This window comes from Pseudomonas sp. LBUM1649 (assembly GCF_059716155.1).
This window is the reverse complement of record NZ_CP166807.1, coordinates 5,043,250-5,057,825: the sequence shown is the minus strand read 5'-3', so window position 1 is coordinate 5,057,825 and position 14,576 is coordinate 5,043,250. Positions and strand designations below refer to the sequence as shown.

Here is a 14,576-nt window from a genome sequence, read left to right as displayed (position 1 = left end):
TGCGGCGAAGCGATCCTTTCATGGGTTGGTTGACGCAGGTGCCGTTTCGGGTCTCATTTCACTGTTATCAGGGTTATTTAAGTCATTGAAAATTATCGGCTCAGTGAAGTTTTTGGTGATTTTTCTGGGGGTTGACGTCCGGTTTACATCTCTCCTAAGGAAAATATTGGGTACCGGCAAGAGCACCAATCGCGAATACCTGGCCGAGCGCCTGCGTGCTGCCGGTATCGAGGTGGTGCTGACCCGCGAACCGGGTGGCACCCCGTTGGCCGAACGCATCCGCGAAGTGCTGTTGGCGCCGGTCGATGAAGTCATGAACCCGGACACCGAGTTGTTGCTGGTGTTCGCGGCGCGAGCCCAGCACCTGGCCGAAGTCATTCGCCCGGCGCTGGCCCGTGGTGCCGTGGTGTTGTGTGATCGCTTCACCGATTCGACCTACGCCTACCAGGGCGGAGGCCGCGGCTTGTCTCTAGAGCGTATTGCGACGCTGGAAACCTTTGTCCAGGGCGATCTGCGGCCCGACCTGACGCTGATTTTCGACCTGCCGGTGGAAGTGGGGCTGGCGCGCGCCAGTGCCCGTGGACGCCTGGATCGCTTTGAGCTGGAGGGCAGGACCTTTTTCGATGCCGTGCGCAGCGCGTTCCTCAAGCGCGCGGCAGCGCAGCCTGCGCGTTACGTGCTGATCGACGCCGCGCAGCCGTTAGCGCAGGTTCAGCAATCCCTGGATACCTTGCTGCCACGCCTGTTGGAGTTGAGCCGTGGCTGAAGCCTATCCGTGGCAGGACAGTCTCTGGCAGCATCTGGCCGGTCGTGCGCAACACGCCCATGCCTATTTGCTGCATGGCCCGGCCGGGATCGGCAAGCGGGCCCTGGCCGAGCGCTTGATGGCCAGCCTGCTGTGCCAGCGTCCGACCGCGCAGGGCGCTTGTGGCGAATGCAAATCGTGCCTGTTGCTCAAGGCCGGCAGTCATCCCGATAACTACATCCTGGAGCCGGAAGAAGCCGACAAGGCGATCAAGGTCGACCAGGTGCGCGACCTGGTCAGTTTTGTGGTGCAGACCGCGCAACTGGGTGGACGCAAAGTGGTGCTGATCGAGCCGGTCGAGTCGATGAACATCAACGCTGCCAACGCCTTGCTCAAAAGCCTTGAAGAGCCGTCCGGCGACACCGTATTGCTATTGGTCAGCCACCAGCCAAGTCGCCTGTTGCCGACCATCAAGAGCCGCTGTGTGCAGCAAGCCTGTCCACTGCCGGGCGAGGCCATGAGCCTGGACTGGCTGGCCAAGGCCTTGCCGGATTGTTCGCAGGAAGAACGTATCGAGTTGCTGACCCTGGCAGCCGGTTCGCCGCTGGCCGCCGTCAACCTGAACGCCCAGGGCGTGCGCGAGCAGCGCGCGCAAGTGGTCGATGGGGTGAAGAAGTTGCTCAAGCAGCAACAATCGCCGACACAACTGGCCGAGGGCTGGAATGCGATTCCGTTGCTGCTGCTGTTCGACTGGTTCTGTGATTGGTCGAGCCTGATCCTGCGCTATCAGCTGACCCAGGATGAACAAGGGCTGGGGCTGATGGACATGCGCAAGGTGATTCAGTACCTGGCGCAAAAAACCGCGCAGGACAAAGTCCTGAATATCCAGGACTGGATTCTCGCCCAACGCCAGAAAGTGTTGAGCAAAGCCAACCTTAACCGGGTGTTGTTGCTGGAGGCGCTGCTGGTGCAATGGGCGACTTTGCCTACCCAGAGGTAACCGTCTGCGCCTAGACTTCATTATCAGACAATCCGACCTCCCATCCATACGATGTAAGTTGCAGCCCTTTTATGCTCGTAGATTCCCATTGTCACCTCGATCGCCTCGACCTCGCCGCCCATGACGGCTCGCTGGATGCCGCCCTCGATGCGGCCCGCCAGCGTGGAGTAGGGCACTTTTTGTGTATCGGTGTCAGCGCTGACAACGCGGCCGATGTCAAAGCCCTGGCCGAGCGCTACGACGATGTCGATTGTTCTGTCGGCGTGCATCCGCTGGATGTGCAGCCGGGTGCGGCGCCTGCGCTGGACTGGCTGTTGCACGAACTCAATCATCCGCGCGTGGTGGCGATCGGTGAAACCGGTCTGGATTATCATTACGAACCGGAAGCGGCAGAGTTGCAGCAGCAATCTTTCCGATTGCACCTGCAAGCGGCCCAGCAGACCGGCAAGCCGGTGATCATCCACACCCGAGGCGCGCGCGCCGATACCTTGAACCTGCTGCGTGAGGCGGCGCTGCCCCAGGCGGGCGTGCTGCACTGCTTCACCGAGGACTGGGACATGGCGAAAGTCGCGCTGGACATGGGTTACTACATTTCCCTGTCCGGCATTGTCACATTCCGCAATGCCGACGCGTTGCGCGACGTGGCGAGCAAGGTGCCGGCCGACCGTTTGCTGGTAGAAACCGACTCACCATACCTGGCGCCGATCCCGCATCGTGGCAAGCCGAACCTGCCGCAGTACGTACGCGAAGTAGCGGAATTTCTGGCAATGTTGCGGGGTGAACCTTACGAGCGATTTGCCGAGCAGACCACGGCGAATTTCAAGCGGTTGTTTCCGCTGGCGCATGTGAAAGGTTAAATCGCAGGCAAAAAAAACCCGGGTTCTGGGGGGTGAATCCGGGTTAAGACCATTAGGAGTAAAACAATGGCACGCGGTCCGTTGGTACCAATATCGGCGTGACACTTGGGGGAGATGCCCCGCCGACAGTTCAAGTATTGATCAGTATTTCGCACCGTCCAGTTTGTAGGCCGCGGTTTTTAAACAAATTTGGAATACGGGCGCTTCAGAAGAGTTCTCATCAACGGACGATGTTGCGAGAAATCATCAAGAAACACAGATATGGTCGGATGATCCGTGCATTTTGGCGCAGGTTAGGCATAATACGCGGCTTCGAATTTTGACCCCTACAGACCTTTTCTTATGCATAAAGAACCTCGTAAGGTCCGTGAGTTTCGTCGCCGCGAGCAAGAAATTCTCGATACCGCGCTCAAGCTGTTCCTCGACCAGGGTGAAGACAGTGTCACCGTCGAGATGATTGCTGATGCTGTCGGTATCGGCAAAGGCACGATCTACAAGCACTTCAAGTCCAAGGCCGAGATCTATCTGCGCCTGATGCTCGACTATGAGCGCGATTTGAACGAGCTGTTGCATTCGGCCGATGTCGACAAGGACAAGGAAGCCCTGTCCCGCGCCTATTTCGAATTCCGCATGCGCGACCCACAGCGGTACCGGTTGTTTGACCGCCTGGAAGAAAAGGTCGTCAAGGGCAACCAGGTGCCGGAGATGGTCGAGGAGCTGCACAAGATACGTGCGTCGAACTTCGAACGCCTGACCTTGCTCATCAAGGGCCGGATCAGCGAAGGCAAGCTCGAAGACGTGCCACCTTACTTCCATTACTGCGCGTCCTGGGCGCTGGTGCACGGTGCCGTGGCGCTGTATCACTCGCCGTTCTGGAGCAATGTGCTGGAAGATCAGGAAGGCTTCTTCCAGTTCCTGATGGACATCGGTGTGCGCATGGGCAACAAGCGCAAGCGCGACAACGACACCCCGAGCAGCTGAGCCATTCAGCCGCCTTATTGCCCGTGATTTCGCTACATGGCGCAGTACCGCAGGAATATACTCAGGCAGAGGGCTTGCTAAAACTTGATTTGTGAGTCAAGTTTTACCGGCCCGAATATTCTTGCGCCGGAGTGATCATGATCGTTGACCGACAAGGCAGGCGTTTTCGCAATTTGCGAGTCAGCCTGACCTCAGCCTGCAATTACGCTTGTACCTACTGCGTGCCCAATGGCAAGCGGCTGGTGGCTGCGCAGGATGAATTGTCGGCCGAAGCCATGGCGCGTGGGGTCGCCTACCTGATCGAAGCGGCGGGTATCGAGCGCTTGCGCATCACCGGTGGCGAACCGCTGGTCAGCCCGAAACTCGAAGCCTTCATGGCCGCCGTCGGCCAGATGGGGCTGCAGGACATCAGCCTGACCACCAATGGCCAGCTGTTGGCGAAGAAGCTGCCGATCCTGGTGGATGCCGGCATACGGCGCATCAACGTTTCCCTCGATACCCTGGACGCCTCTGCGTTTCGTAGCATTGCCCGTGGCGGCGATTTGGCGACAGTGCTTGGCGGCATGGACCAGGTCCGTGCGGCAGGCATGAAGGTCAAGGTCAACATGGTGCCGCTGCGCGGCCAGAACCTCGATCAGGTGATGCCACTGCTCGATTACTGCCTGGAGCGCGGCTTTGAGCTGCGCTTCATCGAGTTGATGCGCATGGGCCACCTGGCCAGCGACTCCAATGCCTTCCTGCAGCAGTTTGTCAGCCTGCAACAGTTGCTGAGCGTGATCGGCGAGCGCTATGAGTATCTCCAGGCCGATGCGCCTGTCGATGCGACCGCTGTCCGTTATGAAATTCCGGGGCTGGGTTATTTTGGCGTGATCGCCAACGAAAGCGTGCCGTTCTGCCGCACTTGCTCGCGGTTGCGCCTGTCGTCCACTGGCTGGCTGCATGGCTGCCTGTCGTCGAGCAATCGTCACTATGTCGGCGATTTGCTGGATAAGCCGCGTCATCAGGCGTTGCCGGCCTTGCAGCGCCTGTTGGTCAAAGCCTTGGGGGACAAGCAGGAAGTCGCATTCTCTGGTGGTGCGACCGTCATGAAAATTATTGGCGGCTAGTCGGACTGTGGCGAGGGGATTTATCCCCGCTGGGCTGCGAAGCGGCCCCAAAAATGGGACTGCTGCGCAGTCCAACGGGGATAAATCCCCTCGCCACAGAAGGCTGGCGCAAAAGCTGCATCCCACGCCCATTCGCCGGTTTTCCGTCACCGGCCTCTGGAGGATAGGATGCGTAGCCTGGTTTCGCTGCTGGCCATTTTGGCGCTCGGTGGCTGCATGAATGTCAGCGACATGGCCGAAGGGACTCGCTACCACATGAGCGACGCCGGCCTGCTGGACCACAGCGACAGCCGCCGGGTGAATAACCTGCGCATTCAGCCGGACTCCTTCGTCTACATTGCCCAGGGCGCCTTTGTGCCGCCGGGCAGTGCCGTCTACCCACGCCCCAATGTGATCGCCGAAGTCGCCTTCGATGGTTTCGTCGAATACTTCCCGATGGTCCGCCGCGCCCGCACACCGCAAGGCCTTGACCAGGCCATCGGCGAAGCCCGTGCGGTCGGTGCCCATTACCTTCTCTATACCCGTTTCGCCAAGTCCGATGACCGCATCGGCAACTCGGATGAATGGCTGGATCAGGAAGCCGTGGATCGCCTCGGTATCGACACCGGCGTGATTCAGATCATGTTGATCGAGACCAGCACCCAGTATTTGATTGATACTGCACGTATCAAGAGTCGCGGTGGTCTGCTGACATTCCACGACGAAAAACCCGAAGACCTGATGGGCCCGCCGCTGCAGCAGTACGCGCGTAGCCTGTTGGGGCTCAGCGACCAGTAATTTCAAGGAGAACACCATGAGTGGCCCGCAAAAAGCCAACGACCTGCTGGGGCAAATCCCCAAGACCCAAGGCTTGCCACCGGTCCACTTGTGGAACCCCGATTTCTGCGGCGACATCGACATGCGCATCGCCCGCGACGGTACCTGGTACTACCTGGGCACGCCGATCGGACGCAAGCCGATGGTCAAGCTGTTCTCCACCATCATTCGCCGCGACGGTGATGATTACTTCCTCATCACTCCGGTGGAGAAGGTCGGTATCAAGGTCGATGACGCGCCTTTTGTGGCGATTGCGGTGGACGTGGAAGGCGAGGGCGAGGCGCAGGTTCTGCGCTTTACCAGCAACGTCGATGAGACTGCTGAAGCCGGCACCGAGCATCCGATTCGCGTGGTCATCGATCCCGAGACACAAGAACCGGCGCCCTATGTGCATGTGCGCACCAACCTCGAAGCGCTGATCCATCGCAACGTGTTCTATCAACTGGTAGAGCTGGCGGTGACGCGGGAGATCGACGGGCAGCGTTGGTTGGGTGTGTGGAGTGGCGGAGAGTTCTTCCCCATCGGTCTCGAGCCCTGACACATCGGGTTCTCTGCATTTCTCTGAAAATCAATTTGACACCCAATCATATGATGATTAGCGTTGGCATCCATCGCGAACGGCTTTGAGGTGTCCATGTCCAGCAGTTTTCACGCGTCGACGGTCGATTGGCTGGGCTGCTGGATCGCCGCCGGGCAGGTCAAGCCGGGTGAGGCGCTGAAGGTCGAAGCCGACCTCGGCGAACAGCTGGGTGTCAGCCGCACCGTTATTCGCGAAGCCATCAAGACCCTGGTCGCCAAGGGCATGCTCGAAGTCGGGCCGAAAGTCGGCACGCGGGTATTGCCGGTACGGCGCTGGAACCTCTTCGATCCACAGGTCGTAGGCTGGCTGTCACGCAGCGGGTTGCCGGAAAACTTCGTCGATGACTTGCTCGACTTGCGCCGCACCATCGAACCGATGGCGGTGCGCTGGGCTTGCGAGCGTGCGACCGCCGCGCAGTTGGATGCGATTGTGTTGGCCTATAACGCCCTGCAGCGGGCGGTGGACAGCGGTGTCGATTACAACCGCGCCGACCAGCTCTTCCACGAGTGCATTCTCGCTGCCAGCCACAATCAATTCATCGAGCAAATGGTCCCGGCTCTTGGAGCGCTGTTGGCCGTGTGTTTTGAAGTATCCGCTGCCGACCCCGACGAACTGCGCCGCACCTTGCCCATTCATAAAGACATGGCTGACGCCATCGCCGCCCGGGATACCGCGCGGGGCGTCTGGGCCTGCATGACCCTGATCGATAACGCCGATCTGGCGATCAAGCGCTACTACCCGCAAGTCATGGCCGACAAGGTAGGAGCGAGCATGCTCGCGATGGAGTGTCAGGCGACATGCATATAGCTGACACTCCATCGTCGGAACGCCCGCCCGGAGCGAGATCGCTCCTGACAATAATAACAAGAATAACGCAGGAGGTTTCATGACGTTGACTGCGGTTACCGAACACCGGGCGCAACTCGGCGAAGGCCCGTTCTGGGATGCGCCGACCCAGGCGCTGTACTGGGTGGACATCGCCGGCAAACAGGCCATGCGGTTGATCGGCGCCAACGTGCAGATCTGGCAGATGCCGGAGCACGTGTCGGCGTTCATCCCCTGTGCGAGCGGCGATGCGCTGGTGACCTTGAGCAGCGGCGTGTATCGGCTTGACCTTGATTCTCCGGGATTGGAGCCGCGACTGAACTTGTTCTGCGTCGCCGATCCACAACCCGGCAACCGCGCCAACGAAGCCCGCTGCGATGCTCAGGGTCGACTCTGGCTCGGCACCATGCAAAACAACATCGGCGAGCAGGGCGAAGACCTGCCAATCGAGCGGCGTACCGGTGGTCTGTTCCGCATCGATCGCGATGCGCGGGTGACGCCGCTGCTGCGTGGCCTGGGCATTCCCAATACGCTGCTATGGAGCGATGACGCCACCACCGTTTATTTCGGCGACAGCCTCGACGGCACGTTGTACAGGCACTTCATTCGTACCGATGGCCATCTCGAACCGGCACAGGCCTGGTTCGGCCCCCACCCCCTCGGCGGCCCGGACGGCTCGGCAATGGACGCCGAGGGTTTTATCTGGAATGCCCGCTGGGATGGCAGTTGCCTGCTCAGGCTGAGCCCGGAAGGCAAAGTCGATCGAGTGATCGAACTGCCCTTCAGCCGTCCGACCAGTTGCGTATTCGGCGATGCCGACCTGAAAACCCTGTACATCACCAGCGCCGCGAGTCCGCTTGGCCATCCGCTAGATGGGGCTGTGTTGTCGATCCGCGTCGATGTGCCCGGAAAGCTCTGTAGCCGATTTTCCGGATGAATCCCAAAATATGGGATGTTAAATTATATATTGAGATTCTTCGCCGGTCGGGTTTATAGTCGGCTCCATCAGTTACACGCACTCACACTTAAAAAAACAAAACAGGGTGAAGTGATGCAGCGATATTCCCCCGCACTCCGTTGTGGAGTCCGCGTTTCAGAGCACCTCGATGCTGAAACGTCTTCGCGCCTGCCTGTTTCTTCCTCAACGCCTTTCGACCGGACATTACAGATGCCCGGTTTTCGTCGTGCTTTCGAACAGGAGTCCTGATCCATGACTGAACCTCTTTCGTTACCACCGGTGCCCGAACCACCCAAGGGCGAGCGCCTGAAAAACAAAGTCGTGCTATTGACCGGCGCCGCCCAGGGCATCGGCGAGGCAATTGTGGCGGCCTTCGCGTCCCAGCAAGCCAAGCTGATCATCAGCGATATCCAGGCGGAAAAAGTCGAGAGTGTCGCGGCGCAGTGGCGGGGCCAAGGGGCTGACGTGGTGGCGATCAACGCCGACGTTTCGCAACAGCAGGACCTGCACGCCATGGCCAAACTGGCGGTCGAGCGTCACGGGCGGATCGACGTGCTTGTCAACTGCGCTGGGGTCAACGTGTTCCGTGATCCGCTGGAAATGACTGAGGAAGACTGGCGTCGCTGCTTCGCCATCGACCTCGATGGCGCCTGGTACGGCTGCAAGGCTGTATTGCCGCAGATGATCGAGCAGGGCATCGGCAGCATCATCAACATTGCCTCGACCCATTCCACCCACATCATTCCAGGCTGCTTCCCCTATCCGGTGGCCAAACATGGCCTGCTCGGCCTGACCCGCGCCCTGGGTATCGAATACGCGCCCAAGGGCATTCGCGTCAACGCCATCGCGCCGGGTTACATCGAAACCCAATTGAACGTCGACTACTGGAACGGCTTTGCCGACCCGCAGGCCGAACGTCAGCGCGCTTTCGACCTGCATCCGCCGCGCCGCATCGGCCAGCCGATCGAGGTGGCCATGACCGCGGTGTTCCTGGCCAGTGATGAAGCGCCGTTCATCAACGCTTCGTGCATCACCATCGATGGCGGGCGCTCAGTGATGTACCACGACTAGAAGCCCATGGTTTAAGGGGTCAAACTGCGCCTGAAATCCAATCATCATACGATATGACTATTGACAGTACGCTCAACAAAAACAACAAGGAGTCAGCTTATGAATCGTCGTCATGCCATCCGTTCCCTGTGCTGCGCCGCCTTGGCGGTCAGCGCGGTCAGCCTGAGCAGCACGCTGCTGGCGGCCGAGGAAGTGAAAATCGGTTTTCTGGTCAAGCAAGCGGAAGAGCCCTGGTTCCAGACCGAATGGGCCTTCGCTGAAAAGGCCGGCAAGGAGAAGGGCTTCACCCTGATCAAGATCGCCATACCTGACGGCGAGAAAACCCTGTCCGCCATCGACAGCCTGGCGGCCAACGGCGCCAAGGGCTTCGTGATCTGCCCGCCGGACGTGTCCCTGGGCCCTGCAATCATGGCCAAAGCCAAGCTCAACGGTTTGAAAGTGATCGCCGTGGATGACCGCTTCGTCGATGCCAGCGGCAAGTTCATGGAAGACGTGCCTTACCTGGGCATGGCCGCGTTCGAAGTCGGCCAGAAGCAGGGCAGCGCCATGGCTACCGAAGCTAAAAAACGCGGCTGGGAATGGAAAGATACCTATGCGGTGATCAACACCTTCAACGAACTCGACACTGGCAAGAAACGCACCGACGGCTCGGTCAAGGCCTTGGAAGATGCCGGCATGCCCAAGGACCACATCCTCTTCTCGGCCCTGAAAACCCTCGACGTGCCGGGCAGCATGGATGCCACCAACTCGGCGCTGGTGAAGCTGCCGAGCGCGGCGAAGAACCTGATCATCGGCGGTATGAACGACAACACCGTGCTCGGCGGCGTGCGCGCCACTGAAGCCGCCGGTTTTGCCGCGGCGAACGTGATCGGCATCGGCATCAACGGCACCGACGCCATTGACGAGCTGAAGAAACCCGACAGCGGCTTCTACGGTTCGATGCTGCCAAGCCCGCACATCGAGGGCTACAACACCGCCAGCATGATGTACGAGTGGGTCACCAGCGGCAAAGAACCGGCGAAGTACACCGCCATGGACGACGTGACACTGATCACGCGCGACAACTTCAAGCAGGAACTGGAAAAGATCGGCCTGTGGAACTGAGGGCCGGTTGATTTCATTGGTGGCCCCGGCAACGGGGTTGCCTGATCTGTGTGATGAGGTGGTTATGGCGCAAACACAAGTACAACAACACACCAGCAGTTCTTTCAGTGGCAGTGGCAGTGGTAGCTTGCGCTTCAACGGGATCGGCAAGACCTTTCCCGGCGTGAAGGCGCTGGACAACATCAACTTCGTCGCCCATCCGGGGCAGGTTCATGCCCTGATGGGCGAGAACGGCGCCGGCAAGTCGACCTTGCTGAAAATCCTCGGCGGCGCCTACACCCCGAGCAGCGGCGACCTGCAGATCGGCGGCCAGACGATGGCCTTCAAGTCCACCGCCGACAGCATTGGCAGCGGCGTTGCAGTTATCCATCAAGAGCTGCACCTGGTGCCGGAAATGACGGTCGCGGAGAATCTTTTTCTCGGTCACCTGCCGGCCAGTTTTGGCCTGATCAATCGCGGCACTTTGCGCCAGCAAGCCCTGGCCTGTCTCAGGGGCCTGGCCGACGAAATCGACCCGCAGGAGAAAGTCGGGCGCCTGTCCCTCGGTCAGCGGCAGTTGGTCGAGATCGCCAAGGCCTTGTCCCGTGGCGCGCATGTCATTGCCTTCGACGAGCCCACCAGTAGCCTTTCGGCACGGGAGATCGATCGCTTGATGGCGATCATCGCGCGCCTGCGCGACGAGGGCAAAGTGGTGCTCTACGTCTCCCATCGCATGGAGGAAGTGTTCCGCATCTGCAACGCGGTGACGGTGTTCAAGGACGGCCGTTACGTGTGCACCTTCGAAGACATGAGCGAGTTGACCCATGATCAATTGGTCACCTGCATGGTCGGTCGCAACATTCAGGACATCTACGATTACCGCCCTCGCCAGCGCGGCGCGGTGGCATTGAAGGTCGACAGCCTGCTCGGGCCTGGCTTGCGCGAACCGGTGAGTTTCGACGCGCACAAGGGCGAGATACTCGGCTTGTTCGGCCTGGTCGGCGCGGGGCGCACGGAATTGTTTCGCCTGCTCAGCGGCCTGGAACGCAACAGCGCCGGACGCCTTGAACTGCGCGGTCATGAACTGAAATTGCGCTCGCCCCGGGATGCGATTGCGGCCGGGATCCTGCTCTGTCCCGAGGACCGCAAGAAGGAGGGCATCCTGCCGCTGGCAAGTGTCGCCGAGAACATCAATATCAGCGCCCGTGGTGCGCATTCGACCTTCGGTTGCCTGTTGCGCGGCCTGTGGGAGAAGGGCAACGCCGACAAGCAGATCAAGGCGCTCAAGGTAAAAACGCCACACGCCGGGCAACAGATCAAGTTTCTGTCCGGCGGCAACCAGCAGAAGGCCATTCTCGGTCGCTGGCTGTCGATGCCGATGAAAGTCCTGCTGCTCGACGAGCCCACCCGCGGCATCGACATCGGCGCCAAAGCCGAAATCTACCAGATCATCCATAACCTGGCCGCCAGTGGCATTGCGGTGATCGTGGTGTCCAGCGACCTGATGGAAGTGATGGGCATTTCCGACCGCATCCTGGTGTTGTGCGAAGGCGCGCTACGCGGCGAACTGAGCCGCGAACAGGCCAATGAATCCAACCTGCTGCAACTGGCTTTGCCGCGCCAACGCGCTGACGGCGTGGCGAACTGAGAGGTGACTATGATGACAAGCCAAAACAACGCACTGCCAACCCCGCGCAAACCGCTGGACCTGCGGCGCTTTCTCGACGACTGGGTGATGCTGCTGGCGGCCGTCGGTATCTTCGTGCTGTGCACCTTGCTGATCGACAACTTCCTCTCGCCATTGAACATGCGCGGCCTGGGCCTGGCGATTTCCACGACCGGGATCGCGGCGTGCACCATGTTGTACTGCCTGGCGTCGGGGCATTTTGACTTGTCGGTGGGGTCGGTGATCGCCTGCGCCGGGGTGGTTGCCGCCGTGGTGATGCGTGACACCGACAGCGTCTTTCTCGGTGTCTGTGCGGCGCTGGCGATGGGGCTGATCGTCGGGCTGATCAACGGTATCGTGATTGCCAAGCTGCGGGTCAATGCGCTGATCACCACGCTCGCGACCATGCAGATAGTGCGCGGTCTGGCTTACATCTTCGCCAACGGCAAAGCGGTGGGTGTGTCCCAGGAGTCGTTCTTCGTGTTCGGCAACGGTCAGTTGTTCGGCGTGCCGGTGCCGATCCTGATCACCATCGTCTGCTTCCTGTTCTTCGGCTGGTTGCTCAACTACACCACCTACGGGCGCAACACCATGGCCATCGGCGGTAACCAGGAAGCGGCGCTGCTGGCGGGAGTCAACGTTGACCGGACCAAGATCATCATCTTCGCTGTGCATGGCCTGATCGGTGCGCTGGCCGGGGTGATCCTGGCATCGCGCATGACCTCGGGCCAGCCGATGATCGGGCAGGGTTTCGAGCTGACGGTGATCTCGGCCTGCGTGTTGGGCGGGGTGTCGCTGAGTGGCGGGATCGGCATGATCCGGCATGTGATTGCCGGGGTGTTGATTCTGGCGATCATCGAGAACGCGATGAACCTGAAGAACATCGATACCTTTTATCAGTATGTGATTCGGGGTTCGATCTTGTTGCTGGCGGTGGTGATTGACCGCTTGAAACAACGATAACCCCCGTAACTGATCGTTCCCACGCTCCGCGTGGGAATGCCTCAAGGGACGCTCCGCGTTCCAGCTCTCGGAAGGGACGCAGAGCGTCCCGGGCTGCATTCCCACGCGGAGCGTGGGAATGATCATGTACACCAACATCCAAATCCTACTGTCATCTCCCGTAAATATTTCTTGCCCGTCGCAACCCGTTTCGGTTATCAATTTGTACATGATTAGACAGGTACGATTCGACAAGAAACAACGGGTGGTCGACGAACTCATCCGGCGCATCGAAAGCGGTCTCATGGAGGACGGTTTTCATCTGCCAGGCGAGCATCAGTTGGCTCAAGAATTCAAAGTCAGCCGAGGAACCTTGCGTGAAGCGCTGGCCGAGTTGAAACGGCGCAACTACATTGCGACGCAAAGCGGGGTCGGTTCCATCGTCACCTTCGACGGTGTGGCACTGGATCAGCGCAGCGGCTGGGCCCAGGCCCTGGCCGACAGCGGCGCGCTGATCAATACCGAAGTGCTGCGGCTGGAGGCGGTGACCCGTCCTGACCTGCTGCCGCGTTTCGGCACCGCCCAATTCATCACCCTCGACCGTCGCCGCCGCTCCAACGACGGCACGCTGGTCTCCCTCGAACGCTCATTGATGCCTGCTACCGGAGGCCTGGAAAGCCTGCCGCGGGTTGGCTTGATCGATAACTCGCTGACCATCACGTTGGCCGCTTATGGCTACATTGGCGAGCGCGGCGATCAATGGATTGGCGCCGAGCCGTTGAACGCCGAAGATGCCGAGCTTCTTGGCCGTCCGGTCGGCACGGTATTCCTCAAGGCCTTGCGCACCACCTATGACCGGCAAAACCGCTTCATGGAACAGGTGGAAAGCTTGCTCGACCCTGTGCATTTTCGCCTGCACCTGCAATTTGGACCTTCGAAATGACGGCGCTCAATCGTGCGCTTGGCGCGTTCTACGGCCTGGCCCTGGGCGACGCACTGGGCATGCCGACCCAATCCCTGAGCCGCGCTCAGATCCAGGCGCGCTTCGGCGAAATCACCGACCTTGAAGATGCCGGTCCCGATCAGCCGATCGCCGCCAATATGCCCAAGGGCTCGATCACCGACGACACCGAACAGGCGATTCTGGTCGGTCATTTGTTGGTCGAGGGTAAAGGCAAGATCGAACCCTCGGTACTCGCCCAACGCTTGATCGAATGGGAGGCGGTGATGCAGGCCAAGGGCTCGCAGGACTTGCTCGGCCCTTCGACCAAACGCGCGATCGAAATGATCCTCGCCGGCCATTCGCCTGAAGAAGCCGGGCGCTACGGCACCACCAATGGCGCGGCCATGCGTATCACACCGGTCGGGATTGCCGCGGATGTGGCCAATCCCGAGCGTTTCATCGATGCCGTGGTGCAGGCCTGCCAGGTCACCCACCACACCACGCTGGGCATTTCCAGCGCGGCGGCGGTGGCGGCGGTAGTTTCCGCCGGGATCAACGGCATGGATTTGGGCGAGGCGCTGAACCTCGGCCAGCAAATCGCCCAGCAAGCCGAAGGCCATGGCCACTGGGTCGCCGGTGGCCGAATCGCTTCGCGCATCAGTTGGGCGCGCAGCATAAGCGTCGACAGTGACAAGGCGTTGCTCGCCGATGTGCTGTACGACGTGATCGGCACCTCGGTGGCTTCGCAGGAGTCGGTGGTGGTGTCGTTTGCCCTGGCCCAGCAAGTGGCCATCGGCGAAATGAGTGCCTTCGACGCATTGTGCATGGCCGCTGGCCTGGGTGGCGACACCGACACCATCGCGGCGATTCTGGGTGCGATGCTCGGGGCTTGTCTGGGTCTGGAGAGCTGGCCGGTGGCGATGATCGAGAAGGTCAAGGCCGTCAATGATCTGGAGCTTGAACCGCTGGTAAAAGGACTCCTCACTCTCCGCTGATGTACGTG

Annotated in this window: 15 protein-coding genes; all 15 read left to right on the top strand. The window is 60.2% G+C overall.

From position 1 onward, the window contains the following. Nucleotides 1-166: 166 nt before the first annotated feature. The 15 genes from tmk (at nucleotide 167) to ACA058_RS23270 (ending at nucleotide 14,568) form a co-directional block, all read left to right on the top strand. Nucleotides 167-766 (top strand): dTMP kinase, encoded by a 600-nt coding sequence (tmk, locus tag ACA058_RS23340; RefSeq protein ID WP_497636096.1) that lies wholly within the window; start codon nucleotides 167-169, stop codon nucleotides 764-766. Then, nucleotides 759-1,745, top strand: coding sequence for a DNA polymerase III subunit delta' (locus ACA058_RS23335; protein WP_497636095.1), 987 nt, complete (start codon nucleotides 759-761; stop codon nucleotides 1,743-1,745). The genes tmk and ACA058_RS23335 overlap by 8 nt, the downstream gene beginning before the upstream one ends. Before the next feature lie 71 nt (nucleotides 1,746-1,816). Beyond that, nucleotides 1,817-2,602, top strand: a complete 786-nt coding sequence (locus tag ACA058_RS23330) for a TatD family hydrolase (protein ID WP_497636094.1) — start codon at nucleotides 1,817-1,819, stop codon at nucleotides 2,600-2,602. 342 nt (nucleotides 2,603-2,944) lie between these two features. Further along, on the top strand, nucleotides 2,945-3,583 hold the full coding sequence (locus ACA058_RS23325) for a TetR/AcrR family transcriptional regulator (protein WP_274072967.1): 639 nt from the start codon (nucleotides 2,945-2,947) through the stop codon (nucleotides 3,581-3,583). A gap of 137 nt (nucleotides 3,584-3,720) precedes the next feature. Then, nucleotides 3,721-4,689 carry a GTP 3',8-cyclase MoaA gene (locus ACA058_RS23320; RefSeq protein ID WP_497636093.1) on the top strand — a complete coding sequence of 323 codons (969 nt, stop codon included), beginning with the start codon at nucleotides 3,721-3,723 and terminating at the stop codon, nucleotides 4,687-4,689. A gap of 168 nt (nucleotides 4,690-4,857) precedes the next feature. Next, nucleotides 4,858-5,466: a DUF4823 domain-containing protein gene (locus ACA058_RS23315; RefSeq protein ID WP_497636092.1), complete on the top strand. Its 609-nt coding sequence runs from the start codon at nucleotides 4,858-4,860 to the stop codon at nucleotides 5,464-5,466. Between the two features lie 16 nt (nucleotides 5,467-5,482). Further along, nucleotides 5,483-6,043 carry a DUF1285 domain-containing protein gene (locus ACA058_RS23310; RefSeq protein ID WP_497636091.1) on the top strand — a complete coding sequence of 187 codons (561 nt, stop codon included), beginning with the start codon at nucleotides 5,483-5,485 and terminating at the stop codon, nucleotides 6,041-6,043. Between the two features lie 96 nt (nucleotides 6,044-6,139). Beyond that, nucleotides 6,140-6,892, top strand: coding sequence for a FadR/GntR family transcriptional regulator (locus ACA058_RS23305; RefSeq protein WP_497636090.1), 753 nt, complete (start codon nucleotides 6,140-6,142; stop codon nucleotides 6,890-6,892). Nucleotides 6,893-6,971: 79 nt separating this feature from the next. Then, nucleotides 6,972-7,847, top strand: coding sequence for an SMP-30/gluconolactonase/LRE family protein (locus ACA058_RS23300; protein WP_497636089.1), 876 nt, complete (start codon nucleotides 6,972-6,974; stop codon nucleotides 7,845-7,847). A gap of 273 nt (nucleotides 7,848-8,120) precedes the next feature. Next, on the top strand, nucleotides 8,121-8,939 hold the full coding sequence (locus ACA058_RS23295) for an SDR family oxidoreductase (protein WP_497636088.1): 819 nt from the start codon (nucleotides 8,121-8,123) through the stop codon (nucleotides 8,937-8,939). Between the two features lie 99 nt (nucleotides 8,940-9,038). Then, nucleotides 9,039-10,043, top strand: coding sequence for a substrate-binding domain-containing protein (locus ACA058_RS23290; protein WP_497636087.1), 1,005 nt, complete (start codon nucleotides 9,039-9,041; stop codon nucleotides 10,041-10,043). 64 nt (nucleotides 10,044-10,107) lie between these two features. Beyond that, on the top strand, nucleotides 10,108-11,670 hold the full coding sequence (gene araG / locus ACA058_RS23285) for an L-arabinose ABC transporter ATP-binding protein AraG (RefSeq protein WP_497636086.1): 1,563 nt from the start codon (nucleotides 10,108-10,110) through the stop codon (nucleotides 11,668-11,670). Nucleotides 11,671-11,682: 12 nt separating this feature from the next. Continuing rightward, nucleotides 11,683-12,651 (top strand): L-arabinose ABC transporter permease AraH, encoded by a 969-nt coding sequence (araH, locus tag ACA058_RS23280; RefSeq protein WP_497636085.1) that lies wholly within the window; start codon nucleotides 11,683-11,685, stop codon nucleotides 12,649-12,651. A gap of 208 nt (nucleotides 12,652-12,859) precedes the next feature. Next, nucleotides 12,860-13,573, top strand: coding sequence for a GntR family transcriptional regulator (locus ACA058_RS23275; protein WP_497636084.1), 714 nt, complete (start codon nucleotides 12,860-12,862; stop codon nucleotides 13,571-13,573). Further along, the gene (locus ACA058_RS23270) at nucleotides 13,570-14,568 is read left to right on the top strand and encodes an ADP-ribosylglycohydrolase family protein (RefSeq protein ID WP_497636083.1); all 999 of its coding nucleotides are present in this window, start codon (nucleotides 13,570-13,572) and stop codon (nucleotides 14,566-14,568) included. The genes ACA058_RS23275 and ACA058_RS23270 overlap by 4 nt, the downstream gene beginning before the upstream one ends. Nucleotides 14,569-14,576: the final 8 nt, after the last annotated feature.